This is a genomic window from Actinomyces sp. S4-C9 (genome assembly GCF_000758775.1).
Classification (GTDB): Bacteria; Actinomycetota; Actinomycetes; order Actinomycetales; family Actinomycetaceae; genus Gleimia; species Gleimia europaea.
The window spans coordinates 1-26,138 of the sequence record NZ_JRMU01000002.1 but is presented as its reverse complement, the minus strand read 5'-3'; the positions used below and the strand labels follow the sequence as shown (position 1 = coordinate 26,138).

Below are 26,138 nucleotides of genomic sequence, written 5' to 3'. Positions count from 1 at the left end.
GCTTCCTGTCTAGTTCTGCTCGTTGTTGATGCTTTGGGCTTGCACGGCGGTGATTGCAACCGTGTTGATGATATCTTCCACGAGGGCGCCGCGCGAAAGGTCGTTAACCGGCTTGTTGAGGCCCTGCAAGATGGGGCCCACGGCAACAGCACCGGAGGATCGCTGCACGGCTTTATACGTGGTGTTACCAGTGTTGAGGTCGGGGAAGATAAACACGGTGGCCTTGCCGGCTACGTCCGAGTTTGGCATCTTCTGCGAGGCAACTACTGGATCGATGGACGCGTCAAACTGGAGCGGGCCATCAACGGCAAGGCCGGGTGCTTTTTGACGTACGAGTTCGGTGGCTTCACGAACCTTGTCCACGTCCGGGCCGTGGCCGGAGGTACCGGTGGAGTAGGAGATCATCGCAACGCGAGGCTCCACCCCAAACTGGGCGGCTGTTTCAGCGGACGAGATCGCGATGTCGGCAAGTTGTTCGGCCGACGGGTCCAGATTCACGGCGCAGTCGCCGTAAACGTGTACGCGATCCTTCATCAGCATGAGGAAGGTGGAAGACACGATCGAGGTGCCGGGCTTGGTCTTGATGATCTGGAACGACGGCACGATGGTGTGAGCCGTGGTGTGGGCAGCGCCTGAAACCATGCCGTCCGCATCCCCCATGTGCACCATCATGGTGCCAAAGTAGGACACGTCTTGAACTTTCTCGCGCGCCTGCTCCAAGGTCACGCCCTTCTTTGCGCGCAGGCGCGCAAACTCGGCCGCATACTTTTCTAAAAGCTCGGGATCTTGCGGGGACACAATCTGTGTGTTTGCCAGTTCGACGCCCAGCTCGCCCGCACGGGTGCGGATCGCTTCCTCATCTCCAATCAGAATTACGTCGGCCACGCCGCGACGCACAATCGTGTCGGTAGCGTGCAAAATACGGTCATCGTCAGGCTCGGGCAAAACGATGCGCATGCGCTTGGCCGCAGCCTTTTCAAGCAGGTCAATCTGGAACATGAGCGGCGTGACGTGCGCGGTGCCAGGCGCCTCAGAAATGGCTTCCATTGCGGCCGGATTGATCGATTTGCGAACCAGTTCGATAGCGCGCTCAAGTTTGCGTGGGGTGTGCAGATGCACGGGGCCGCGGGTGCGCGAAACCCTGTCCGCGGTTTCAAAAGTGCCGGTAGAAACCGTCATAATCGGCAGGTCGGGAACGAGTTTGCCAACCAGGTCCATCACTTGTTCAGACAGTTCAAAACCGCCATTTAGGATGAGGCCGGCGAGGCTTGGCTTGCCCTCAACCGCGTGAGCTGCGGCAACGGTCATCAAAAGCTCAGGGCGATCCGCCGCCGCAATAATGATCTGACCATCTTGTAGTCGCTCAAGTACGTGCGTGGAGTTCATGCCGCAAATGAGGACGTTTTCGGCTTCGCGAAGCAGGTTTGCGCGGTCACCATTTACCAGTGTGGCGTTGGTGGAGTTCATGATGTCGATGACTCGAGGGGCGGTAAGCAACGGGTCTTCCGGGATCACGTAGGTGGGGATCTTCTCCACCTTGCGGCGGTAGTCATCCGCATTTTCCTCTGGAACGCGCGTGATAACCACACCCGCCACGTGGGCGAACTCCTGGCGAGCCGTAGTCACGGCTAGGCGTCCCGCATCCATCACGTCTTCTGGCGTGCGGTCAATACCAGACAGGACAACGGCCATGTGTGCTCCAATGTTGGCGCTTACTCGGCAGTTGAACTCAAACTCGTCGAAACCAACGACGCCTTCAAAATCGGAACCTGAAACTATGACAATATCAACGTTTTCAGAAAGCTTGCGGTGTGTGCGCACGATGCTTTCCAAAGCGGAATCAGGGTCCGCGATGTACTCGTCATAGGTGAGGGCGCCAACGGCAGGTCCGGAAATAACGGTGCCGTTGTTGAAGATGTTCAGCATCGCGTCTGTGGATCGGTCTCGCACAATGGGACGCAAGAGGCCAACCTTCATACCTTTTTCAATAAAAAATGAAGCCAGCCCGATAGTCACCATTGGTTTACCGGTGCGAGGCTCTGGCGAGGCAACAAAAAGTGTGCGTGCCAAAACTATCTCCTTTGGAATTATTTTTTTAAGGCTCTTCCTAATGGTAGTTAAAATCGACGATGAAAGTAGAGTCAAAAATGTCTCAAGGCCCCAAAAACCGCATTTGAGTGGTGAATACATAGCATTCGTGATGTAACGTTACGCGGGTGCACAACATGAGTTTTAACGAAAGGCACGAGGCCATAAGCCGGGGTCTTGCCAGCAGGAACGGTATTGAGCTTCCTGCGGTAGCAAAAGAGCCTGGCTGGTGGCCGTCTTTCTTGCGCCCTCCCTTGGGGGATCCTGTAGATATGGAGGCCTCGCCTCGGCGGTTTTTGTTAGGACTCTTACGTAAGAATAAATGGTTGCTTCTTGGCGCCACATTGGTGGCAACCCTGTCGCAGGTGTCTTCAGCTCTGTTGGCTTGGGCGCTGGGGCTCCTTTTGGATGCCGGCCTGGATATGGGATTGGGTAGCCACCTTGTTCGCCCCGTTGTGATTTTCTTTTCGCTGATCCTAATCGCAACGGTCTTTGCGGGGTTGTACCAAGTATTCGAGATCGGAACTTGGTTTCAAGCCCAGGCTGGAAGTGCGCGAATGTCCTCGTATCACGTGACAAACCGGCGTGGGAATACAAAAACCGACATGGCAACCGGAGACATTATTGCCACGATAACAACCGACTCCACACATATTGGCGCACTTTTTGCTTACATTTCAGATCTGGCAGCGTCCCTGATTACAACAATCGTGATTGCCGCCCTGATGTTCTCTGTCTCAGTTCCCTTGGGGCTGGTGGTGCTGATAGGAATGCCGGTGGTTGTTGGCGGTCTTTCTTTGCTGATAAAACCGCTCGAGCAGCGCCAGCAATCCCAGCGTGATGCGCAAGGCGACCTCACTAATATCGGCACGGATGTTGTGACCGGTCTGCGCGTCTTGCGCGGAATTGGAGGGGAAGACGTATTCAACGAGCGCTACAGGGAGTTGTCGCAAGAGGTTCGTCGTCGAGGGATTCACGCTGCCCGCCCGCAGGCTTTGCTAAGCGCCGCATCGCAGGGAGTCCCGCACGCATTCGCTCTCGCGGTAGTGGCAATCGCAGCGTTCTTGGTTTTTGAAGGCCAGTTATCTGCCGGAGAGATGATTGCTTTTTACGGTTTTGCCGGGTACTTGGCCACCCCGCTGTTCATAATCGTAGGAGCGATGCAGGTGGGCACGCGCGCGTGGGTGGGACTGCGCAAGGTGGCTCGCGTGCAGGAGCTGAAATCGAGCGTGCGTGACCGGGCCGGCGCTAACGAGAACGTGGACAACAACTCGGAAAACGAAGCGAGTTCTTGTTCAGCGGACAGCCGGTATCTGCAACCTCTGCGCGACGGTATCAGTGGTGTCGAGGTGAAGGGCGGCGCTATTACCGCACTCGTTGCTGCAGATCCGGATGTTTCCGCGCAACTGGCTACAAGGCTTTGTCGGGTAGACGACGAGAACCCGGTATTTATTGGCGAGGATGACTTGCGTGATCGCCCGGTAGATGAGGTGCGCAAGCACATTGTTCTGGCGTCGGCACACGACCACCTGTTTAGGGGAAGCTTGCGAGATAATCTGCTGGCTGATCGGGCAGATATGCGCGAGCCGCTGACGGTGCAGAACACGATTTTTGAGACCTATCTGGATAGCCGGATTCGCGAGGAGCGCCCCGAAGTTGAGGTGGGGGAGCATGCGATGGATGAGGCTCTGCTAGACGCTATGTGGACTGCGGACGCTCAAGACGTGCTGGATTCCATTCCTGGGGCGTTGAACGGAGCAGTGGCAGAGAAGGGCCGCACGCTCTCTGGTGGGCAACGCCAGCGCGTTGCACTTGCGCGTGCCCTCGCAACAAACGCGGATGTGCTAATCGCAATCGAGCCTACCTCCGCGGTGGATTCGCATACAGGGGCGCGGATTGCCAGCCGGTTGCGCTCGCGGCGCCAGCAGCTCACCACGGTGCTAGTAACCTCCTCCCCATTGGTTTTAGAACAGTGCGACGAGGTTGTGTTTATCGGTGAGGACGGCAAGGAAGTGGCTCGCGGATCTCACGATGAACTGCTGGATCGCGCGCTAAGGCGCGAGGAGAGCGGCCTCAAGTATCAACAGGTTGTTCAGCGCGCTCAGGGAGGAGAATAATGAAGCTTCCCATCGCTGCTCGCCCGCAGGTGATCTCGAGGTTTTGGGCTGTTATCCGCCGGTTCCCCAGGCTAATTGCCACGGTTTTGGTGTTCCAAGTTGTGGCGTCGCTAATCGTAGTGGCAACCCCGTGGCTCATCGGTAGGCTTTTGGATCTGATCGTGGCGGGGACTACTCGCGCGGAAGTGACACGCTACCTCATCATTATTGGGGTGTTGGTGGCCGCACAGTTGTTGCTGACTTATTTGGGCGAGTATTTCTCGCGCGTATTTGGCCAGGCGGTTTTTGCCCAGCTTCGTGAGGATCTGGTGTATTCGGTTACCCATATGCCTCTGTCTGTTGTAGAGGCGGCGGGTACGGGAGACCTGATTGGGCGTACAACCCACGATATTGACCGCATCCAGTTTCTGGTCCAGCGTGGAATCTACCGGATCATAATGATCGTGTTCACTGTGGTAGTTACCTATGCTGCTGCATTTGCGCTTGCTCCCGTTTTGGCGCTATTACTTCTGGCTCCGCTGATTCCGCTCATTTTTGTGTTGCGTTGGTACATGCGCCGCGCTGTGCCGGGCTACCAGGCGGAGTCCGCACAGTGGGCAACGCTTTCTGGCATCACCACGGAGACGGTTCAACAGCATTCCACGGTTGATGCGCTTAACCTGCGCCGGGTTAGAAACAACATTCTCGACGTGGCTATCACCCAAATTTGGAATCTGGAGCGCTACACCGCTTACCTGCGCATTTTCTTGTTAAACGCAGTGATTTTCTTCCTGCAAACCCCGGCGCTGTTGGTGGCGTTAGCCGGAGCATGGGCGATTCCAAACGGTTACGCCACGCTGGGCGTGGTGACCACGATCGCGCTCTACGGAGTTCAGCTTTCTTATCCGCTCGACGAGCTCTCTTACTGGGTGGATGTGCTTCAAAGTGCGGCAACCTCGTTGGCCCGTATTTTTGGCGTGGACGAGGTGGAATCGGACAGGATCGCGTCGGGCAAGCAGCCTACCTCGAACGCTGTAAGCGTACGAGACGTGAGCTTTGAGTACCGGCCGGAACATCCCGTTTTGCACGGGGTTGATTTAGAGCTGAGGCCGGGGGAGACCCTCGCAATCGTGGGGCCGTCAGGCGCAGGCAAGTCCACACTCGGCCGGATGATTGCAGGTATTCACCCGCCCACCTCCGGGTCGGTAACGGTTGGAGGAGTTCCTCTGGTTGAACTAACGGAAAGCCAGTTGCATCAGAACGTGGCCCTGGTGACGCAGGAGCACCACGTGTTTGTCGGCACGATCGCGGACAACCTCCGGCTCGCAAAACCGGACGCCACGGTTGAACAGATGTGGCATGTTCTAAAAAGCATGGGGGCGGCCAGCTGGGTACAGGAACTATCGGATGGGTTGGACACCAAGGTCGGCTCGGGCGCTCTGACACTCATCCCAGCGCAGGCCCAGCAGTTAGCGCTTGCCCGTATTGTCCTCATGAATCCGCACACTTTGATTCTTGACGAGGCTACCTCGCTGATGGATCCAACGGCGGCAAGGCAGTTGGAGCGTTCCCTTGGGAAGGCGTTGGAGGGGCGAAGCGTCGTTGCGATCGCGCACCGGCTGTATACGGCTCACGACGCGGACCGGGTAGCGGTGATGGTGGACGGACGCATAGTCGAGCTTGGCACACACGATCAACTTGTAGCTCGTGGCGGCGAATACGCTTCCTTGTGGAGAGCCTGGCAACACGAATAGTAAAAGGGGAGCGCGGTGAACCGAGTCCGTAAGGATAGTTCACCGCGCCCCTCGATTTGAGCGACTTTGATGCTAACCCGATTGGCGCGCCAGGTCGGCGGCGCCGATTAGGCCAGCGGGAACGCCAAGCTCAGCCAGTGTGATCTGGGCAGGCTGGCGGTACAGGCGGGCAGTAAGGTTCTTTTCGAACGACTTTTGTACGGGCGCACGCAACAACTCTCCCGCAGAGGCGACGCCGCCGGCTAGCACGATCATTTCCGGATCGAGGATGGCACAGAGGTCAGCAAGTCCGCGGCCCACCCACTCCGCAATGGTTTCAACCACGTCGAGCGCAACCGGGTCGCCTTCTTTCGCAGCGGCCGTAACCATCTGCCCGGTGATCTGCTGCGGGTTACCGTCAGCCATTTCCAGCAGTCGCAACGCAGACGCGGGTGCAACAGTGGCGATTTCGCGAGCTTCGTGTACGAGAGCCGTGCCCGAACCGTAGCGTTCCCAACAACCTCGATTACCGCAGCCACAGCGGCGCCCTCCGGCCTTGACCTGCATGTGGCCAACCTCGCCGGCAAAGCCTTGATAACCGCGCACCAGCCTGTCATCAACGATGATGCCGCCACCAATGCCAGTACCTAGCGTGATAACAATCGCGTTCTTCGCGTCGCGGGCAGCTCCGAAACGGAACTCGCCCCATGCCGCCGCGTTTGCGTCGTTTTCGACCACAGTGGGAAGCTCTGTTGCCTCCGTGATCTTTGAAGCCAGCGGCTCGTTGCGCCACGCCAAGTTTGGCGCGTACACAACCGAAGTGCGCGCGGCGTCGCAAAAACCTGCGGCTCCAATACCAACGGCACTCACTTCCTCGCCCTCACGCAGCTTTGCAACCAGCGTGGCGATTGCGCTCGCGGTTGCGTCAACTTCTTGCGCAGGAGTCTGTATAACTTCCGTGCGCAGAACTTCACCTTCTTCATTAACAAGGCCTGCGGCGATCTTCGTGCCGCCTACGTCAACTCCAATTGTGAGGCTCACGTGCTACTCCTTATTTAGTCACAGGGGCTTTATTGTGTGAAGTTCAAACTTACGGTCTGCACCTAAACTGTACGTCAACGCGCGACAGACGTTAATCAGAATGGGTGGTCGGGTTTGTTCCACACGCTCAGCGGGTGGGTGGGGATGGTGAAGGCGCTATCAAGGTGTTCAGATACCAGCGAGGCGAGGTTCGCGGGCGTGCCATCGGAGACGAAAAGGATTGGCGGGCGCAACTTCGCGGTTTCAACGAGGTTGAGGATAGGTTTGGCGCCGCCATCTTCAGATTCAACCCAGTACACCATCCAGTCCGGCCCGATTGGATGCTTGCGTGAAACGATAAGCCGCTTCACTGCGCATCCGGGAGGGAGGGCAGCCACGACGTCCTCATCCAGGTCAATCATTTGTTGTGGCCCGGAAACCCACGCCAGTTCGCTTTCATCGATAGATGTGAGTTTTAGTTTGAGGTCCGACTTCTTGGCATCGAACGACTTGCGTTTGGAGCGCAGACGCATGTTCTCGAAGCTATCAACCAGATCGCCGAGGGCGTTGTAGTCCTTTTGCGTCCACGGAATCATGACGCCGGGGTTGATGGCTGTGTATGAGGCGGAGGCTAGGAACCATTCGAGAGGATCAACGGGTTCAGTGAGCAGACCTTCACGCAGGTACAGGGCGCGGCGAAGCACCTGGTCCCGCAACGGGTCGGCAACGCGCTTTCGAGCCTTGGCGAGCCGACGATGGAAGCGGTTTTGGGCGGACTCGTAGTCATCGCCGGTATTCCACTGGTCTCCGGGCCAGTTGTGCAGTCGGGTTAGTTCTTCACGGAGTGAGAAGCGCTCACCGATGTGGCCGCGCAGTTTAAGGAACTCGTCCCATGCTTCCACCCACGCCACGGCTTGCACAAAAGCATGCGGGTAGGTGCGGGTGGGTAAAACGGTAAGGTTCTTGGCTCCCTCTTCTACGTTGTTGTACCACTGTTGCAGGTCTTCGGTCGTGTACCAGCGGGATTTGCTGTCGGTAAGTTCTTCCCAGTTTGGATTGTTTTTTCGGGCCTCGTGGGTCTGCCACATGCGGGCAAGGGGCTCGCGAATTTTGCGGCGCGGTAGTGTGCGCGTGCGGTTGGTGTACTCGTTTTCAATGATGTTGATAGCGGCGAGTACCAGGTCAAGGTCAGGTAGGTCTGGACCTTTTCGTTTTCCGAGGTCGCGAGGGCTGGTCCAAAGAGATATTAACCACGCTGTGTCGGGGCAGTGAGCCGCAGTGGCGGCTTCGTTTGCGGCTTCGAGGAAGTCGTGATTGATGGCGTCGATGGCTTGTTTTTCGGTTTTTGTAAGGGGTTTGAGCTTGCGCGTGCCCCATTTACGGATGAAGACTTCTGAGAGCGACGTTGCCGACTTCTTGTGTGCCATGCCTAATATTCTGCCCTAATTTTTGGACGCGGTGACGGAAGGCAAATTTTGCGCGGTAGAATTTAGCTGTGACTAACGCAAATGAAATGAAGAATCGCCCGGTTCTGGTGGTCGATTTAGGTGCACAAAACGTGCAGCTGATTGCCCGCCGGGTCCGTGAGGCCCATGTTTACTCCGAGATTGTTCCCCAGACTTATAGTGCGCAGCAGATCCGTGAAAAGAATCCTGCTGCGATTATTCTTTCTGGTGGTCCGTCGTCCGCGCACGTTAAGTTTGACGCGGACATTCTTAATTCTGGGGTTCCAGTTCTTGCTATTTCGTCGGGCTTCCACGTGATGGTAGATGCCCTGGGTGGTGTGGTTACCCCCGGAGATGTTCCGGAAAATGGTCGTGCCCGCGCAACTGTGACGGTTTCGGATTCGAAACTGCTTGGCGCTGATGGCGACCAGGATGTGTGGATGTCTCACACTGACCGCGTAGAGGAGCTCCCCGATGGGTTCCGCGTGAGCGCGAGCACGGAGAAGTCGAAGATTGCGGCAGCCGAGGATGTAACTCGCGGCCTGTATGGCGTGGAGTGGCTCCCGGAGATCCGTCGCACCGAGCACGGTCAGGATCAGATTGTGCGTTTCTTGCGCGATATTGCCGGTATTGAGGGCGAGTGGTCCGCGGCCTCGATCGTTGATAGTGAGATTCAGAAGATCCGCGAGCAGGTTGGTTCTGCGCGCGTGATTTGCGCGCTTTCTGGCGGCGTGGATTCTTCGGTTGCAGCGGCGCTTGTACACAAGGCTGTTGGCGATCAGCTCACCTGTTTCTTCGTGGATCATGGCCTGTTGCGTCTGGGAGAGCGCGAGCAGGTTGAGCGCGACTACGCGGCTACGATGGGTATTCGTGTGGTCACGATTGATGAGTCCGAACGCTTCTTGAACGCGTTGAAGGATGTCACCGAACCGGAGAAGAAGCGCAAGATCATTGGCCGCGAGTTCATTCGCGTGTTCGAGGATGCGCAGAAGAAGTTCGTGGCTGAAGCTGATCGCGATGGGGAGGAAGTTAAGTTCCTCGTCCAAGGCACGATCTACCCTGATGTGGTTGAGTCCGGAGCCGAAGGGTCGGCAAACATCAAGTCTCACCACAACGTGGGCGGCTTGCCTGAGGATTTGAACTTTGAGCTGGTTGAGCCGTTGCGCGCCCTCTTTAAGGATGAGGTTCGCGAGCTTGGCCTCGAGATTGGGGTGCCGGCCTCTATGGTGAAGCGCCAGCCGTTCCCTGGCCCCGGCTTGGGTGTGCGCGTGGTTGGCGCGCTGACTCGGGAGCGTCTGGATGTTCTGCGCGCAGCTGACTACATTGTGCGCGAGGAGCTAACGAATGCCGGCCTTGATGAAGTTATATGGCAGTGCCCGGTTGTTCTGCTTGCTGATGTAAGATCCGTGGGTGTCACGGGCGATCAGCGCACGTACGGTCACCCAGTTGTTCTGCGCCCGATCATTTCTGAGGACGCCATGAGCGCCGAGTGGGCACGCGTGCCGTTCGATGTACTGGATCGCATTTCGATGCGAATCACCAGCGAGGTCCCTGAAATCAACCGTGTTGTGCTTGATGTGACGTCGAAGCCGCCGGCAACAATCGAATGGGAGTAATCTCCTAGAGTGATGTGTTGGGGAGGGCAGTGCGTGGCGCTGCCCTCCCCAAACGCTTATATGGAGGCCGATCTTAAGGCAGGTGGGTGCTGATAGGGCGCAAGTCTGCCAAAATACTGTTGTCGCAGTGTAGTGATGAGCGAGGAGATTTTTATGCCGGACGACGCAGCGCCCCAGGATGCGGTGCCCGAGGGCGTGCTGGTAGCGCATTCGGAGCAGAGTGAGCAGGGTATCCAGCCCGTAGACGCGTCTGAACAATCGGCAACAGTCGAAGCTACGGCGCCAAGCAGGGTGCGTAGGTTTAGGGATGCGCTATTGAATCCGAAAGCCTGGTTTGCTTCTAAGAATCGTCCGGGTATTGCCGCGTTCATCATTCCGGCACTGATCATTTTCATCGCGTTTCAGGTGTCGGGGGTGTGGCCCAGCGGCAACCGGCACATCCTCACTATCGACCTGTACCATCAGTACGCGCCGTTCCTCGCTGAATATCAGCGCAAGCTGTCAAACTTTGAGACTCTTATGTATTCGTGGCGAGGCGGCTTGGGTACCGACTTCCTTTCGCTCTTCGCCTACTACTTGGCAAGTCCAATAAACCTGCTCATTTTGTTGTTCCCCGCCTCGCAACTGTCTAACTTTGTGCTGTTCGACGTCGTTTTGAAAACGGGCTTGGCGGGCTACACCAGCTATTTCTTCCTGCGTCGAGGCCGCGCTCACACCCCGTGGGTTGCCGTCTTGTTCTCCTTTGGATACGCGCTCTCCTCGTTCACGCTCGCGTACTTTTGGAACATAATGTGGCTGGACGTGCAGATTATGCTGCCCCTCCTCGCTTACGGCGCGTGGTTGATCGTCAAGTACGAGCGGCTTGTTCCCTACGTGATTTTCACGGCCATAACCCTCTTCGTAAATTATTACGCGGCGTTCTTCGCGGTCCTTTTTGTCGCCCTGTACTTCCTGGTCCTTCTGGTTGAGAACGTTCCGTTCAAACGTTGGCGAGATCAGGTGGCCAAAACAATCTTGTTTGGTGGGGCGTCCGTGTTCGGGGCTGCGCTGGCCTCCGCGCTGTTAATCCCGGTCTATTTGAAGTTGCAACACACGTCGGCATACGGCGATGCGTGGCCGGATAAAATGGACTTCATGTATTCGCCCATTGATTTGTTTGGGCGCCAAATGTTCTTGTCCGCACCCGCTGTGCGCGAGGGCCTTCCAAACATTTACGCAGGAACCCTCGTTTTGTTGCTGATCCCGGCGTATTTCCTGGCTCGTAGCATTTCCACGAGGGGGAAGATCGCTAACGGAATTCTGTTGACCGTCATGACGCTCAGCTTGTCGGTCAACTCGTTGAACTTCTTCTGGCACGGAATGCACTACCCGAACCAGTTGAACCACCGGTTTGCATTCACCGCGGTATTCCTCCTGGTGGTAATGGCTGCTGACGCTTTCCGTGCGCTCAAAACCGAGCCGCTTCCACTGGCGAAGATCGCATCCGGAATAGGTCTGCTCGCCCTGGTCATGTATCGAATCGATAAAGAGGCTGTGACCGCGCGTTCGATGGTCGCGACCATCGCGGTTAGCGCGCTGTATGTTGCAGTTCTTGCGGCTGTATCTAGGCGAGAAGAAATCACCTTGAAACTGGGGAAGTCGCCGCGAGTGTTTGCCGCGCGGAGCGTTGCAGTGGCAACCATGATCGGCTTGGTCTCAATGGAGCTACTGGCTTCTTCGATTGTGGGCATTAAAGATGTGCGAGACGGGCAGGTATTTGGCAATCGCGACGGCTATGCCGCGGGCGACTTCCCCCGGGATGTGCGCGAGGTTGCCGCTAAGATCAAGACCGACAATGACGGGTATCCGCGGGCGGAGCTCGCTAATCGCAAGACCTATAACGACGCATTCCTCTACGGCTATGACGGTGTCACGCTGTTTGGTTCTTCATTCAGCCAGGCGCAGTTGAAACTCATGGAGGACGTTGGCCTATCCACTAACGGCATTAACTCCTACGCTTACAATCCGACTAAACCGCTCGATACCTTCCTGGGCGTGAAATATGTGATGACCAGCGACAAAGAGCGCGGGCAGTTGATTGACTACTCGACCTACTTCGAATCGACCAGTATCAATGTTTACGAGAACGCGGACGCCCTGCCTAATGCGTTCCTGGTTGATAGCGCGGCCAGAGATTTCAAAACCGGAGCCGAGGGATTCCTTACCAATCAAGCGAGGATGTACGAGGCTGCGTTTGGCACCTCCGGCCTGTATGAGACGGTGAAGGCAGAGTTCTCAGCTACCACGGGCACGGTGTCTGAGCAATCTAACGAGCCTTTTGGTCAGCAGGTCAAGTTTGAATCTTCTTCCGGACAGGCCGTTGCAAACGTGAGGGTTACAGCGCAAAAGGATGGTCACTACTTCCTCGCCTACAAGTCTGGAACGGTGAAGGTGCAAAACGTTTCGGTTTACACCGGGAATGACCAGAAGGTCCAGGTAAGTACCCAAAAGAATGGCCTGGTTGATTTGGGTGTTTTACACGCGGGCGATACCGGTCAAGTGGAGTTCAAAACCGAGAAAGACAAGTCCGGCACGGTCAGCTTCGAAGCCGGCGTAATGAATGATTCGGTTTATGAAAGTGCCGTTGCGAAGGCGAAAGCCAACCCCGTGAAGATTGAGCGGGGCGGGCGTTCTATGGATTTGAGCATCAACGCACCCCAGGCAGGCTACTTGCTGGTAAGCAATATTTACGATCCGGGTTGGGAAGCTACAGTTAACGGGCAGAATGTAAAGATAGAGCCTTTCGATGATTCGCTGATGCTGATCCCGGTGCAGGCGGGTGATAACCATGTGCACATGAGTTTCACGCCTATCGGATTGCGGGCGGGACAACTCACCAGCGCCCTCGCGTTATTGCTACTGATAGCTTTGATTGTTTTTGAGCGGAAAACCAGGCAACGCCAGTTGAAGCGCAAGCACGAGCGTGAGATCGCCAAGAGTGACTTGCCCCAGGATGAACCTGCCCTGGCCGAAGCGGGGGAGCTTAACGAGGAAACCCTGGACGCAGATGAGATGTATGACGGTGGAGTAGAAGATGAGTAGAAAAAAGCCTCGGAACTGGCCCGAGCCCCCTGCGGCTCTAGCTGGTCCTGTGCTCGATAATCACACGCATCTGCCCATTGGGGAGTGGGAAATCCCCAAAGCTGGCGGCGTCAAGCTTCCCCTTGAGGAACAGCTCCATCGTGCGTATCAGGTGGGAGTCCGCGGGCTCATTACGGTGGGCTGTGAGATTACAGATTTTGATCCCACCATTGAGCTTGCCCACAAGTTTGGTGACTCGGCTGGCTTCCCGCGGGTACGTGCAGCTATTGCGCTCCATCCCAATGAGGCGCCGCTACACGCGGGCGTGTTGGACGTGGCCGCCGACGGTTGGGAGCATGAGCTGAAGGATCATCACGTGCCTTTAGATGAGGCTCTTGCCGCGGTGGAGAGCCGGCTGGATGATCCGTCCATTGTGGCTGTGGGAGAAACCGGTATCGACCTGTTCCGCACGGCCGACGCAGGCCTTACCGCTGCAAAGGAATCGTTTGCTGCTCATTTGTGCATGGGATTTGAGCGTTCCTTACCAGTGCAGATCCATGACCGAGATGCACATCAGGAGTGCTTGGACGTCCTCTACGACACGGGTGCAGATAAGGGGCACACGCCAATCGTGTTCCACTGCTTTTCAGGTGGAACGCACCTGGCTCGGCACGTAGAGAAGAACGGCTGGTACGCCTCGTTTGGCGGATCACTAACGTTTGCTGCTAACGATGATCTGCGCGAGGCCTTCAAATCGCTATCACCAGACCGCATTCTGGTGGAAACGGACGCGCCCTACCTCACCCCCGTGCCGTATCGAGGTCATCCGAACGCCTCATACGTTATTGCGCACACGGTTCGGTTCATCGCGCAGATGTGGGAACGTAGTGAAGAGGACACCCTCCAGCAGCTACAAGAAAATAGTGAAGCAGTATACGGCAATGTCTTTTTTGCTTGAAGTGCTTTGTAAGTAAGGACACAAACTTTGTGTGAGCTTGCACAATTTGCCAGCGGATTAGCTTCCCATTTCTATAACGATCTGGCTACGGTAGGGAGTAGTTAGTTATCTACTCAAGAGGTAAAAGTTTGGCTTTCAATAATGTAGCGTCAGCCCGTTGGGCAACGAACGCATCGAAAACGACCATTAAATCCGTTGCAGCTGCGTCTGCTTTGGCCCTCGTAGCGACGGCTGGTGTTTCGATTGCTTCGGAGCGTACCGACGTCCTGGTAAACGCTGATGGTGCAACTTCGGTTGTAACGGTCTGGGGCGGCACGGTTGGCGGCGCGCTGGAGGCGGCTGGTGTAAACGTTGGCGAGCATGATCTCGTAACCCCTGCAGTTTCCGCTCCGGTCCAAAAGGGCCAGACCATTACGTTCACGTCTGCGAAGCCTTACACGATTCACGATGATAAGGGCCGCTCTGAGGTTTGGTCTACCGCTGATTCGCTTGAGGGCGTGATGAGCGTGTTTGCTGATTCGGGCCGCAACGTTGCCATCGCCGCGAATCGTTCGAGTGTTCGCGAGGCCCTGCCGGCTGTTCTTAACGAGGCTGGCACTGTAAGCGTTGTGGTTGATGGCAATGCCAAGTCCGTTGAGGTTCCTGAGGATGCTACGGTCCCTGAGATCCTCGAAGCCGCGAACATTACTCCATCGCCCATTGATCAGGTCTTCCTGGAAACCGGTGATGGCGATGTGAAGGTGAACATTGTGCGCCAAACGCGCGGCACCGTCACCGACGTCGAGGAGCTTGATTTCAAGACGGTTGAGCGTGACACGGACGAGCTTTACGAGGGTGAATCCCGCGTGGTGCAAGAGGGCCAGAAGGGCAAGATCACCACTGTAAAGTACGAGCAGAAGCGCGGCAGTGAAGCTCTTGTCTCTACCAAGGTCTCTGAAGATCGCGAAGAGCCTACCGACAAGATCGTTGAGCGTGGCACCAAGAAGCGCCCGGCCGGAGCCGCAGCGGCTGCTCCGCAGCAGGGTTCAGGCACGGGTTCTGCACCGGCCGGGGTTTGGGCCGCGCTGGCTCAGTGTGAGTCCGGTGGCAATCCGGGCGCAAATACCGGTAATGGCTTCTACGGTCTCTACCAGTTCTCGCTACCTACATGGCGAGCGGTAGGTGGCAGTGGCCTGCCGTCGGATGCTTCGGCTGAAGAGCAGACGATGCGCGCCCAGATCCTCCAGCAGCGCGCTGGTTGGGGACAGTGGCCGGCGTGCTCGTCGATGCTTGGATTGCGATAAACCAAAGCTCTAGTAGGGGAAGTGGTGGCACAGCTACCACTTCCCCTTGTAATTTGTGTCTGTGTCTGCCCGGTAGAATGGTTGTATGAGCGAAGTTAAGTTGTTGACGCTAAGGGATGTGCGCGAGATCTGCGCCGCCCTTCACATCCAACCTACAAAAATGCTGGGTCAGAACTTCGTTCACGATGCCGGTACAGTTCGCAAGATCGTGAAAGCTGCGAATGTTGTAGCCGGTGAGCACGTGTTAGAGATCGGTCCGGGCCTTGGGTCTTTGACTCTAGGCTTGTTGGAGGCCGGCGCGCGCGTCACAGCGATTGAGATTGACCCGGTTTTGGCAACGGCCCTGCCGGCTACCGTAGCCGGACACGCGCCGGGTGCGCCGCTTCGGGTTCTGCAGTCGGATGCTCTTAAGGTCACCACTTTAGACCGTCTGAATGAGGCGAAGCCCGTTGAGGGGGAGATGCAAGATTGGGAGGCTCCCACCCGCCTCGTGGCAAATCTTCCGTACAACGTGGCTGTGCCGCTGATCCTAGGTGTATTGGATAACTTCCCATCCATTCGTGAGCTTTTGGTGATGGTGCAAACGGAGGTTGCGCAGCGTTTGAGCGCTACGCCGGGGTCGAAAATCTACGGCGTGCCATCTGTCAAGGTCGCTTGGTATGGCGATTCTGAGCTCGCTGGCACCATTTCCCGGCGCGTCTTTTGGCCCATCCCAAATGTTGATTCTTCACTGGTGCGAATTTCGCGTTACGAGGCGGATGCTTTGCCGGCTGCCGAGCAGGCGGGTGTTACTCGCCAAGAACTTTTTGAGGTTGTGGATGCCGCGTTCTCTCAGCGTCGCAAAACCCTTCGCGCTGCCTTGAAGAAGTGGGCGGATGTGGACGTGGACGCATTGATAGAAAACGCGGGTATCGACCCGCTTTCGCGAGGTGAGGTATTGGATATTGACCAATTCTTGGCCTTAGCTAAGGCGCGCAACGAGTTGAAGCAGGGCGCCTAGTGATCACAGCGAGTGCACCGGGAAAGCTGAATCTTATCCTTTTGGTAGGTAAACCCGACCAACTTGGCTACCATCCGCTTTATTCGATTTTTGAAACGTTGAATATTAGGGAGCGAGCAACCGTTCGTTTTCGCCCGCAACGCGATGAATCTGCGCGAATCGGCATGCCGATCGTAGTGCACACGCTGGGCGCGGACCTATCGGATTTGGAACCTACAAAACACCTGGCGTTTCGAGCGGCAAGAGCACTGATCTTGGAGGCCGCAAAGCTTGCTATTCCAGCGGTTCCAGATGGCCACGTCCTCGAGATCGAGATTGAGAAGAGCATCCCGGTAGCCGGCGGAATGGCCGGAGGTTCCGCAGACGCGGCCGCAACCCTCGTAGCGGTTGATAGGCTCCTGGGGTTAAACCTCGATCGCGAGCGCATGCATGAGATTGCCCGTGGGCTTGGCGCAGATGTGCCGGCGTGTTTGGAAGGTGGGATTAGCCTGGGCGTGGGATATGGGGACCACATGACGCGACTGGACCAGCCCGATACGCCTGAGCACTACTGGGTGATGTGCACGATGCGGCAGGGGCTTTCAACGCCGGCCGTGTTCAAAGAGTTTGACGCGGCGGGCAGAGGTCGGAGCAAGCTACCTACTAGTTTGCGCGAGGGCGATTGGCGTGTGCTTGAAGGTGCTGAGCAACTGGTGGGCCTATTAGAAAATGATCTGCAGGAAACCGCTTTGAGTATGCACCCTACGCTTGGGCAAGCGTGGAAGGTGATTGAAGAGGCCGGGCCGCTCGCAGTTTTACTGTCCGGTTCGGGCCCAACGGTAGCGGCGCTGGCAACTAGCCTTGAGCATGCCCGCCAGATTGAGCAGCGCCTCGCAGAGGCGCCCGAGGTGGAGAACACGCTGGTGGTGTCTGGCCCCGCGCAGCCGGCAAAGGTGGAGTAGTGGCACATCTTTTTGGAACGCAGAGCATTGGCGCGATAGGTGGTTCGCGCAAGATTTTGGCCGACATTTCGGTTTCGGTGGCAGACGGAGATCGCATTGGTGTGCTCGGCCCAAACGGGGCGGGCAAAACCACGCTGTTGGATATGCTCGCGGGCGAACGTGAGGTAGATAGCGGCCAGATAATTGTGCGCGATGGTGTCACGTTTGCGCACTTGTCTCAGCGCGACGTCATCAGCGATCAGAAGGTTCAAAGCGTGGTTCATCCCGGACTTGCAGCCCACGAGTGGGCGTCTGTGCCCGCGATTAGGGATGTTCATGAGGGGCTTTTGGCTGATATTGATCTGGAAGCGAAAATGAGTGAGCTTTCAGGAGGTCAGCGCAGGCGCGTGAACTTGGCGCGAGTTTTGTCTGCGGGTGTCGTGCAGGGGCACCCGGCGGACGTCCTCGTGTTGGATGAGCCCACGAACCATTTGGATGTTGAGGGCGTATCTTGGCTGGCTAAACATTTGAATCAGCGGATGGGGCCGCGCGATGGTTCGGGCCGTAATAGTGGTGCTCTGATCGTGGTGACGCACGACCGCTGGTTCTTGGACGCGGTGTGCACCCACGTGTGGGAGGTTGTGCCAGGTATTGATCCGGGTGGTTCTCGCCCGCAGGTTCCGGGCCGAATCGAAATGTACGAGGGCTCCTACGCGGCTTACATTTTGGCCCGGGCGGAGAGGGCTCGCCAAAACGCTCTAGCGGAACAAAAACGGCAAAACCTGCTTCGCAAGGAGCTCGCCTGGTTGCGCCGCGGCGCGCCCGCGCGCACTTCGAAGCCTCGTTTTCGTATTGAGGCCGCGGAAGAACTGATCGTTAATGAGCCTCCTCCACGCGATGAGGTTGAACTTGTACGCATGGCTACCGCGCGTCTGGGCAAACAGGTGATTGACTTGGAAGGCGTGTCTTTAGCTTTTGGCGAGGGCGATGAGAAGCGCACGATTTTTGAGGACGTGACTTACCGTCTAGCTCCGGCTGAGCGCGTGGGAATTGTGGGTGTGAATGGTGCGGGTAAAACCACCCTGCTACGCCTGCTTAGTGGCGAGGTGGAGCCCGATTCGGGTCGGGTAAAGCTCGGCAGAACAGTGAAGGTGCGCACGCTTTCGCAAGATACGCATGAACTAGACGCAGTCGCACATAGGCGGGTGGTTGAGGCCGTGGCTGACGTGGCGCAGTCGGTGATGATTGGCGATGGGGAGGTGTCTGCCTCCCAGCTGGTTGAACGAATCGGTTTTACGCGCAGTAGGGCGTGGACCCCGGTTGCTGACATTTCGGGCGGGGAGAGGCGCAGGTTGCAGCTCATCCGCCTGCTCATGTCGGAGCCGAACGTGATTTTGCTGGATGAGCCTACCAACGACCTCGACACTGACACGCTTGCGGCCATGGAAGATCTGCTGGATTCCTTCCCCGGCACGCTGGTAGTGGTTTCTCACGATCGTTATTTGCTGGAGCGTACTACCACTCACCAACTTGCTCTATTTGGTGACGGCAAGCTTCGTGCCATTCCCGGTGGTGTGGAGCAGTATTTGCAGATGCGCGAGGCCGGCATGGGTGGCGTGGCCGGTAGGGGGACGTCGCAGTGGTCAGATACTAACCGCGAAGAACCGGGCAAAAACGGCGCGCATAAAACTTTGGCCGCGCCAAAAACTTCCGACGCGCAGCTGTTCCGCGAAGCGCAGAAGGAAGCGCGCCGAATCGAGCGGCAGATGGATCGCCTGGCCAGTCAGATAGAGAAATACGAGGCCCAGTTGGGAGAGCTCGCGGCAAACCCGGAGCCCTCGGCGGATCAGATTGCCGAGATGGCCCGGGTGTCGGCCGTACTTCAAGATGCTCAAAGCGAGCATGATGAGCTAGAAATGGCGTGGCTAGAGGCCGCAGAGGCCGCTGAACGCGCCAAGTAGTCTCTGTCTAATGGCCGGGCCAGCTCTTGATCTGTTGCAAGATGGCGGCCTGGTTGCGCTCGAGCAGGCCTGCTCCGATGCGTAGGGCCACGTAGCTGATCGCCAGCGTCCATACCAATACCAGGAGGTAAACCGCGGCCTCGGTGATGATGGGGCCAAGGTAGATGTATGCAAGAACTGCTGGGACCATCAGCGAGCTACCGAGTATGAATACGATCATGCCGCCAATAAACGTGGCCATTTGGTTTGCCGTACCCTTGGTAGACATGGCGGAGGTTCCCGGAGGTTGCACGCCAAATGCGCGGTATCCAGTTATGGCAGACATCAGGCTTGCGGTAAGCAGCCCCAGTGAGAACGAGGCGATGGTCAGCGCTAGCCAGGACATTCCGATTGGTAGTGCAATGGATGCCAGAACGCCGTTGAATATGGAAACCACGATTAGAGCGGGAAGTGATGCGAAGAGGCGCCCGAAGCGGTCGGCTCGTCCGGTTACACCCGCGCTGACATGCATCCAGTAGGCGGTTGAGTCGTATGAGAGCAACATACCCGCAGTCTGACCGAAGATCAGGGGAGTGAATACGAATAGAAACCAGCCCGTGGACGCACCCGTTGGGCTTAGCGAAAAGCCGAGACCAAGAATCGGCATCATCAGCATGATGATGAGGGAGGGCGCTAGGCGCGCGTCACGCACCCACATGTGAAGGTTGCGGGCTGCCAGCGCAGCGGTGGGTGGGTTGAGGCCCAGTTTCAGCCAAAAGTTTAGAGACTTCAGCTGTTGGTCTAGACCTGCAACAGTGTTGATTTCAGTGGTTACCAAAGTTGGATCTACAACGCTTTGTCCCGCGGCTACGGCCTGCTTGGCCGCACCGGTGAGTTCGTGTTTGCGCCCCACCATTTCGCCGCGAACTAGCGAGTGCCAGCCGGCTCCAAGTACCGCAAAGATTGCTACCCCGTAAGCCACTTGCACGAGGGCGGGGATAAGCTCACCGCCTGCAAGAAGGTAGGGGATAGAAACGATGCCAGCGAATGGTGTCCATTTCGCAATGTTTGCCATAGCACCAACGTCGAGGTGTATCCCGCCTTCTGCAAAGGTCGACATAAAGTAGGAAAAACCCCACATGATAGCCACAAACAGGACTACGCCAACCATTTGCATGAGGTCGCGCCGACCTTGAGAGGCCTCAACGCGGGCAGCAAACCAGAAGCTGATAAACCGCGATACGAGGGCAAGGGAGACCAGAGCAAACGGCATCAGCACTATAGATAGAATGCCGTAAAGTGGCTCATTTACCTTGAATAGTCCCGCGGTGCCGGCAACGAAAACGAGGAGTGTGATGAGGCCGGCCGGCCCTGCTACCGAGGCGTAAAGGAGCGCTCTAGACAAAGATCTGGTTGGCGCAACATAAGGGGCGAAGGACTTTGGTGCGGTTGTGGCATCCAGTCCCATACCGAATAGGGGAGCGCCCGCCCAGGCTAGCGTGCTAGCACTGGCCACCAGCAGGGCAACTTTGGTGAACGGGGTTATTAGGCTGGGGTCAAGAATCAGTAGCGGCGCGATGAGCATGAAGCCAAAGAATGCGCCAAAGTAAAGCGTGGCTAGGATAACGAGAACTAACTTCCACCATTTTTGGGTTAGGTTGTTCCACAAAGAGCGAAGTTTAAGGCCAATTATTGACGCAACCAATCGAGACCTCCTGTTTCCTTCACTCCACCTACGAGCTCGCGGAAGCGCTCGTCCAGGCTCTTACCGGCTGATACTTGCTCAGTGGTGCCGGCCGCGAGCACTTGACCGTGATTCAAGATCGCCACGTGGTCGCACAGTTTTTCTACCGTGTCCATAACGTGCGAGGAGAGCACTACGGTGCCTCCAGCTTCTACGAATTCGGTTAGGAGGCTACGAATACCGGCCGCGGATATCGGGTCTACCGATTCAAACGGCTCGTCAAGTACAACGATTTTCGGGCCGTGTACGAGGGCGCAGGCCAGTGCGACTTTCTTCGTCATGCCCTGCGAATAGTCGGCTACAAGTTTCTTGCCGGTGTTTTCAAGGCCGAGCGCTTCGAGTAGCTCTTTTGCCCGAGTGCGGGCAGTGTCTTTATCGAGCCCGCGGAGCATTCCCATGTATTCCACCAGGGCAGCGCCACAGAGGCGGTCGAACAGTCGGTATCCGTCGGGCAGAACTCCGAGCATGGCCTTGGCCTCTTCGGATTTGTCCCAGATATCTACCCCGGAAATGTATGCGGTTCCAGCGTCTGGCACGAGCATGCCAGTAACCATAGAAAGGAAAGTGGTTTTGCCTGCTCCATTGGGGCCAACTAGGCCAAAGAAGGATCCGCGCGGGATTCCCAGCGTTAGGTTGCCAACCGCAATGGTGTTCCCAAAAACTTTTGTTAGACCGCGGGCATCTATCGCGATTGGCGGTCCGTCAAAGCGGGTGCTATGAATGCTTTGCTTAGGGCTCGTGGGAGCTTGTGGGTTCATGTTTTCGTTGCTCACGATTTCCTCTTAATCGGGTACAAATCGGGTCGAAAATGTTAGGTAATGAAGCTGGCAGGCACGCGGTGCGCACCGTTAGCGTTAAGCGTCGAATGCGAGTAGTAGCGGCTTCAACAGTAGTGAAAGCCTCTGCTCATCTTCTTCGCTGATTCCAACCAGCAGGTTACGTTCGTCGTCAAGTAGTGATTTGAGCGCGGAGTCCACGCGTTTGCGACCCTCGACGGTTAGCGACACCAGGACGGCGCGCCGGTCCGACGGGGAAGGGGATCGTTCAACAAGCCCTTTTGCTTCCAGCCTGTCGATACGGTTGGTCATGGTTCCAGATGATACGAGCAGTTCGTTCATGAGGACGCCCGGGGTGAGCGCATATGGGCTACCGGACCTGCGTAGGGACGAAAGAACGTCGAATTCCCAAGGCTCGAGGCCGTGCGAAAGAAACGCGTTTCGCCGCGCGAGGTCGAGGTGGCGGGCCAGTCGCGTGATGCGCGAGAAAACGAGCATGGGAGTGGAGTCGAGGTCGGGCCTCTCTTTTTGCCAAGAGCTGACGATGCGGTCAACCTCGTCGTCCGGAGTTGGGACGGGCATGCGTTTGTTTTCACTCACGCTTCAAAGATACTTGAAATCAAGACTCTTGTCTTCGTTGATTTTGAAGTTCACCTTAATCAGCGTCGCTAAGTAGCTGCGGATCGGGGTGCAGATTTCGTAGTCCGAGCCAGGTGAGGTTAACGATGTGAGAGGCCACGGTCTTCTTATCGGGGCTGCGCTCTTCTAGCCACCATTGACCAACTTGGGCGATTAGTCCAACCAGCATCTGCGCGTAGATTGGGGCGGCTTTAGCATTTAGTTTTGCTTCCTTGAAGCGGGCGGCAACAAGATGCTCAACCTTGTTTGCTACATCGCCGATGACGGAGGAGTAGTAGCCTTCGGATCGGTTTAGGGGAGCGTCTCGAACGAGTACGCGGAAGCCATCGGTGTGCTCGTCAATGTAGTCCAGGAGGGCAAGAGCGGTGTTCTCAACGATGCGACGCGGGTGCTCCGCCGAGTTAAGCGAGTTAGTGATAGTGGTGACAAGGAGCTGTACTTCCCGGTCCACGATCACGGCGTAGAGGCCCTCTTTGCCTCCAAAATGTTCGTACACAACGGGTTTTGTTACCCCCGCTTTACTCGCGATTTCTTCTACCGTGGTGGCGTCAAAACCGCGGGCGGCAAAAACGGAACGTCCGGTTGCGATGAGTTGTTCACGGCGTTCGATTGCGCTCAGCCTGGTCCTTTTCGCAGCCACTTTATTTCCTCCGCCCTCGCGGGCATTTTAACTTCGATCACTGGCACCGGTTTCGTTTAGGTGCTCAGCTTTAAAGTATGGCACAATGACTTGTGGCTTTCCGCCCTAGTGTAACGGCAGCACACAGGCTTTTGGTGCCTTGAGGTCTGGGTTCGAATCCTAGGGGCGGAACGGTTGCTCCCACGCAAACGCGTGGGAGTTTTTCTTGTCTGCCCCCGTTTCGTCCCAAAAATTTATTGAGTCTGCCTAAATTTTCGCCTCGGCGCCTCTGTTCCTATTAAGATCGGAGGTGTTGACGTAACTCTCGCGGTTTTACAAAACCAAAAGGATGGGAATGTGAGTAACCCGTTGGCTGTAATCGTCCTGGCGGCAGGTCAGGGCACGCGTATGAAGTCCAATACTCCAAAGGTTCTTCATCCAATGTGTGGGCGCCCGCTTTTGGGACACGCAATTGTTGCGGCAGAAGAATCCGGGGCAGCAAAACAGGTTGTGGTGATTCGTCACCAGCGTGATCGCGTGGCGCAGATGGTGCAGGATTTCGCGCCGGATGCTGTGATTGCAGATCAGGATGAGATTCCGGGTACGGGTCGCGCCGTTCAGTGCGGATTGGAAGAACTCGCGAAGCACGTGGATGAGCTCGCGGGAACTGTTTTCGTTACGTCCGCTGACGTACCCCTGCTTACCGGGCAGACGCTGCGCGAGCTGGGGGAGGCGCACGAGAGTGCGAAGAATGCGGTTACGGTTGTGACAACAGTTGTGGAAGACCCCACGGGTTATGGTCGGATTATTCGTGAAGAGGGTGCGGTTACGAAGATCGTGGAGCACCGCGACGCCTCGGAAGACGAACTAGCTGTGCGGGAAATTAACGCGGGAATCTACGCGTTTGATGCGGCTTTCCTCGCCGAGGTTCTACCTACGCTTGGGACGGATAATGACCAGGGTGAGGTTTATCTGACCGACACCATTGCAGCGGCTATTGCGCGGGGCCGCAGGTGTGGAGCTTTCATTCTTGAGGACGTGTGGCAGGCGCAGGGGTGTAATGACCGCGTCCAGCTATCCGAGCTTCGTGCGGAAATGAACCGGCGAATCCTCCAAGAACACATGCGCGGGGGCGTAACCGTGGTTGATCCAACCTCAACGTGGATTGATGTTGATGTAGAAATCGCGCCGGATGTGACGATTGAGCCGGGCTGCATCCTCGAAGGCAACACTTTTATTGATTCTTATTCTGAAATTGGCCCTCATACGACGCTACGAAATGTAGAAGTCGGTGAGGGCTCCATCATGCCGTACTGCTTTGCCTTCGATACGAAGGTTGAAGCAGGCACTCTTCTACCCGCCTTCCAACAGCTGCAAAACCGCATTTAGGAGAAATTAAAGTGACTGGAATTATCACCACCGGTGAAAAGCGCCTGATCCTGGTGTCAGGGCGAGCCTACCCTGAGCTTGCGGCGGCTGTTGGCGAGGAGCTTCAAACGGGTGTTCTGCCCACCACGGCATACGATTTTGCGAATGGTGAGATTTACGTGCGCTTCAACGAGTCTGTTCGTGGCTGTGACGCGTTTGTTATCCAGTCGCATACCGAGCCCATCAACAAGTGGGTTATGGAACAGCTGATCATGATTGACGCGCTCAAGCGTGCAAGCGCGAAGCGCATCACCGTTGTGGCGCCGTTCTACCCGTATGGACGTCAAGACAAGAAGCACCTTGGTCGCGAGCCCATTTCGGCCCGCCTCATGTCTGATCTTTTCAAGGCCGCCGGTGCTGACCGCCTCATGTCGGTAGATTTGCACGCGGCCCAGGCACAAGGTTTCTTTGACGGTCCGGTCGATCACCTGTGGGCCATGCCAGTCCTCGTTGACTATGTTCGTACCCGCGTGGATCTGTCTAACGTTGCGGTGGTATCTCCTGATGCTGGCCGTATTCGGGTTGCGGAGAAATGGTCGCAGAAGCTGGGTGGAGCTCCCCTTGCTTTCATCCATAAGACCCGCGACACCACGCGTCCAAACGTTGCAGTTGCAAACCGGGTTGTTGGTGACGTGGTGGGCCGCGAGTGCGTTTTGGTGGATGACCTTATTGACACGGGTGGCACGATTGCGGAGGCGGTGAAGGTTCTGCTTGCATCGGGTGCCAAGGACGTGATCGTAGTGGCAACGCACGGCGTTCTCTCTGATCCGGCAACCCAGCGTCTTTCCGAATGCGGCGCTAGGGAAGTGGTTGTGACCAACACTCTTCCGATTGTCCCGTCTAAGCGGTTCGATAAACTAACCATCCTCTCCATCGCTCCGCTTCTTGCGCGCGCAATTCGTGAGGTATTTGACGATGGTTCGGTGACGTCGCTATTCGACGGGGTCGCATAATTTCGCTACACTATTGAAGTTGCCTCGGCGAGGGCTGGCGTTGCTGGCCGTTATCGACAGGGCGTTCGAAACGCGTTGTTTCGCACCACCATCCGGGGTCACGTTCATTTTGAGAGATCCTAGGAGGATAAATGCCTGCTGATATTACGCGTATGGAAGCGAAGGTTCGCACCGAGTTCGGTAAGGGCGCTTCTCGTCGCGCACGCCGCGAGGGCCTAGTTCCGGCCGTTGTTTACTCTGATTTTGTTGATCCGATTCACCTCGATCTGCCTGGCCACGAGACGTTCCTTGTAGTTAAGGACAGCGCGAACGCTCTTGTTAACCTCGTGTTCGACGGCAATGAGCAGCTTGCTCTCGTTAAGGATATTCAGCGTCACCCGGTTCGTCGTGACATCCTGCACGTCGACATGTTTGCGGTTCGCCGCGATGAGACGGTTGAGGTTACTGTCCCGCTGATCGTCCACGGTGAGGTCAAGGACAACATGGTCGCTAACCAGGAGCACTTCGAGATCCTGGTCAAGGCTCCGGTTATCGCCATTCCGCAGAGCTTCGAGCTTTCCATTGAGGGCATGACCGAGGGCGACACCCTTACGGTTGCTGCGCTAGAAATGCCTGAGGGCGTAACGCACGAGATGGATCCGGAAGAGGTTCTGGTTTCGATCGTTGCTGCTGAGGAAGTTCCAGAGCCGGAGGTTGCCGAGGACGAAGAGGGCGAAGCCGCTGAAGGCGAAGCTGAGGCCGAGGAAGCAGCTGCGGAAGAGGAGTAATCCTCACCGAGTTAGCTACTTAGCTGTTGCGGATTGGGAGACGGGGTCTCCCA

The 26,138-nt window shown here is 56.7% G+C and carries 19 protein-coding genes and 1 tRNA gene; 13 read left to right on the top strand and 7 right to left on the bottom strand.

The genetic code is table 11. The features are described 5' to 3' along the window. Nucleotides 1–9: 9 nt before the first annotated feature. Nucleotides 10–2,070, bottom strand: a complete 2,061-nt coding sequence (gene pta / locus HMPREF1628_RS01100) for a phosphate acetyltransferase (RefSeq protein WP_034506821.1) — start codon at nt 2,068–2,070, stop codon at nt 10–12. 155 nt (nt 2,071–2,225) lie between these two features. On the opposite strand from pta, the gene HMPREF1628_RS01095 reads away from it, so the two are divergent. Both HMPREF1628_RS01095 and HMPREF1628_RS01090 read left to right on the top strand, forming a co-directional pair. Beyond that, complete coding sequence (locus tag HMPREF1628_RS01095) at nt 2,226–4,205, top strand: ABC transporter transmembrane domain-containing protein (protein WP_084703140.1); 1,980 nt, start codon at nt 2,226–2,228, stop codon at nt 4,203–4,205. Continuing rightward, nucleotides 4,205–5,938 (top strand): ABC transporter ATP-binding protein, encoded by a 1,734-nt coding sequence (locus HMPREF1628_RS01090; protein ID WP_034506819.1) that lies wholly within the window; start codon nt 4,205–4,207, stop codon nt 5,936–5,938. The genes HMPREF1628_RS01095 and HMPREF1628_RS01090 overlap by 1 nt, the downstream gene beginning before the upstream one ends. Before the next feature lie 72 nt (nt 5,939–6,010). Here HMPREF1628_RS01090 and HMPREF1628_RS01085 read toward each other — a convergent pair whose 3' ends face one another. Then, nucleotides 6,011–6,958: an ROK family glucokinase gene (locus HMPREF1628_RS01085; RefSeq protein WP_034506815.1), complete on the bottom strand. Its 948-nt coding sequence runs from the start codon at nt 6,956–6,958 to the stop codon at nt 6,011–6,013. A 95-nt stretch (nt 6,959–7,053) separates the two neighbouring features. Continuing rightward, a complete protein-coding gene (locus tag HMPREF1628_RS01080; protein WP_052038741.1) occupies nt 7,054–8,364 on the bottom strand; it encodes a hypothetical protein in 1,311 nt (436 codons plus the stop codon). Nucleotides 8,365–8,450: 86 nt separating this feature from the next. Here HMPREF1628_RS01080 and guaA point away from each other — a divergent pair, with 86 nt between their 5' ends. The 7 genes from guaA (at nt 8,451) to HMPREF1628_RS01045 (ending at nt 19,180) form a co-directional block, all read left to right on the top strand. After that, entirely contained in the window at nt 8,451–9,998 is a 1,548-nt protein-coding gene (guaA, locus tag HMPREF1628_RS01075) for a glutamine-hydrolyzing GMP synthase (RefSeq protein WP_198030375.1), read from the top strand. Nucleotides 9,999–10,133: 135 nt separating this feature from the next. Then, nucleotides 10,134–13,079: a YfhO family protein gene (locus tag HMPREF1628_RS01070; protein WP_084703139.1), complete on the top strand. Its 2,946-nt coding sequence runs from the start codon at nt 10,134–10,136 to the stop codon at nt 13,077–13,079. Further along, on the top strand, nt 13,072–14,016 hold the full coding sequence (locus tag HMPREF1628_RS01065; protein ID WP_034506806.1) for a TatD family hydrolase: 945 nt from the start codon (nt 13,072–13,074) through the stop codon (nt 14,014–14,016). The genes HMPREF1628_RS01070 and HMPREF1628_RS01065 overlap by 8 nt, the downstream gene beginning before the upstream one ends. Before the next feature lie 128 nt (nt 14,017–14,144). Continuing rightward, a complete protein-coding gene (locus tag HMPREF1628_RS09225; protein WP_052038740.1) occupies nt 14,145–15,299 on the top strand; it encodes a resuscitation-promoting factor in 1,155 nt (384 codons plus the stop codon). 85 nt (nt 15,300–15,384) lie between these two features. Beyond that, a complete protein-coding gene (gene rsmA, locus HMPREF1628_RS01055; protein ID WP_034506804.1) occupies nt 15,385–16,299 on the top strand; it encodes a 16S rRNA (adenine(1518)-N(6)/adenine(1519)-N(6))-dimethyltransferase RsmA in 915 nt (304 codons plus the stop codon). Then, complete coding sequence (gene ispE / locus HMPREF1628_RS01050) at nt 16,299–17,240, top strand: 4-(cytidine 5'-diphospho)-2-C-methyl-D-erythritol kinase (protein WP_034506801.1); 942 nt, start codon at nt 16,299–16,301, stop codon at nt 17,238–17,240. Before rsmA ends, ispE begins: the two co-directional genes overlap by 1 nt. Next, nucleotides 17,240–19,180: an ABC-F family ATP-binding cassette domain-containing protein gene (locus HMPREF1628_RS01045; RefSeq protein WP_034506799.1), complete on the top strand. Its 1,941-nt coding sequence runs from the start codon at nt 17,240–17,242 to the stop codon at nt 19,178–19,180. Before ispE ends, HMPREF1628_RS01045 begins: the two co-directional genes overlap by 1 nt. A 7-nt stretch (nt 19,181–19,187) precedes the next feature. Here the strand turns inward: HMPREF1628_RS01045 and HMPREF1628_RS01040 are convergent, their stop codons facing one another. The 4 genes from HMPREF1628_RS01040 to HMPREF1628_RS01025 form a co-directional block, all read right to left on the bottom strand. Continuing rightward, nucleotides 19,188–20,864, bottom strand: coding sequence for a hypothetical protein (locus tag HMPREF1628_RS01040; protein WP_034506796.1), 1,677 nt, complete (start codon nt 20,862–20,864; stop codon nt 19,188–19,190). Then, entirely contained in the window at nt 20,849–21,676 is an 828-nt protein-coding gene (locus tag HMPREF1628_RS01035) for an ABC transporter ATP-binding protein (RefSeq protein ID WP_084703138.1), read from the bottom strand. The genes HMPREF1628_RS01040 and HMPREF1628_RS01035 overlap by 16 nt, the downstream gene beginning before the upstream one ends. Before the next feature lie 81 nt (nt 21,677–21,757). After that, nucleotides 21,758–22,279 carry a MarR family winged helix-turn-helix transcriptional regulator gene (locus tag HMPREF1628_RS01030; protein ID WP_370870620.1) on the bottom strand — a complete coding sequence of 174 codons (522 nt, stop codon included), beginning with the start codon at nt 22,277–22,279 and terminating at the stop codon, nt 21,758–21,760. 55 nt (nt 22,280–22,334) lie between these two features. Further along, the gene (locus tag HMPREF1628_RS01025) at nt 22,335–22,958 is read right to left on the bottom strand and encodes a TetR/AcrR family transcriptional regulator (RefSeq protein ID WP_034506792.1); all 624 of its coding nucleotides are present in this window, start codon (nt 22,956–22,958) and stop codon (nt 22,335–22,337) included. A 99-nt stretch (nt 22,959–23,057) separates the two neighbouring features. On the opposite strand from HMPREF1628_RS01025, the gene HMPREF1628_RS01020 reads away from it, so the two are divergent. From HMPREF1628_RS01020 to HMPREF1628_RS01005, 4 genes are all read left to right on the top strand, one after another. Then, a tRNA-Gln gene (locus HMPREF1628_RS01020) sits at nt 23,058–23,129 on the top strand. Between the two features lie 165 nt (nt 23,130–23,294). Next, nucleotides 23,295–24,326 (top strand): bifunctional UDP-N-acetylglucosamine diphosphorylase/glucosamine-1-phosphate N-acetyltransferase GlmU, encoded by a 1,032-nt coding sequence (locus HMPREF1628_RS01015; RefSeq protein WP_034506789.1) that lies wholly within the window; start codon nt 23,295–23,297, stop codon nt 24,324–24,326. Between the two features lie 11 nt (nt 24,327–24,337). Further along, nucleotides 24,338–25,318, top strand: coding sequence for a ribose-phosphate diphosphokinase (locus HMPREF1628_RS01010; RefSeq protein WP_034506786.1), 981 nt, complete (start codon nt 24,338–24,340; stop codon nt 25,316–25,318). A 131-nt stretch (nt 25,319–25,449) separates the two neighbouring features. After that, on the top strand, nt 25,450–26,085 hold the full coding sequence (locus HMPREF1628_RS01005; RefSeq protein ID WP_034506784.1) for a 50S ribosomal protein L25/general stress protein Ctc: 636 nt from the start codon (nt 25,450–25,452) through the stop codon (nt 26,083–26,085). Nucleotides 26,086–26,138 lie beyond the last annotated feature (53 nt).

Coding starts and splice junctions, on each gene's coding strand:
- HMPREF1628_RS01095 (WP_084703140.1), top strand. CDS start 2,226: ATGAGTTTTAACGAAAGGCACGAGGCCATAAGCCGGGGTCTTGCCAGC.
- HMPREF1628_RS01090 (WP_034506819.1), top strand. CDS start 4,205: ATGAAGCTTCCCATCGCTGCTCGCCCGCAGGTGATCTCGAGGTTTTGG.
- HMPREF1628_RS01080 (WP_052038741.1), bottom strand. CDS start 8,364: ATGGCACACAAGAAGTCGGCAACGTCGCTCTCAGAAGTCTTCATCCGT.
- guaA (WP_198030375.1), top strand. CDS start 8,451: ATGAAGAATCGCCCGGTTCTGGTGGTCGATTTAGGTGCACAAAACGTG.
- HMPREF1628_RS01070 (WP_084703139.1), top strand. CDS start 10,134: ATGAGCGAGGAGATTTTTATGCCGGACGACGCAGCGCCCCAGGATGCG.
- HMPREF1628_RS01065 (WP_034506806.1), top strand. CDS start 13,072: ATGAGTAGAAAAAAGCCTCGGAACTGGCCCGAGCCCCCTGCGGCTCTA.
- rsmA (WP_034506804.1), top strand. CDS start 15,385: ATGAGCGAAGTTAAGTTGTTGACGCTAAGGGATGTGCGCGAGATCTGC.
- HMPREF1628_RS01005 (WP_034506784.1), top strand. CDS start 25,450: ATGCCTGCTGATATTACGCGTATGGAAGCGAAGGTTCGCACCGAGTTC.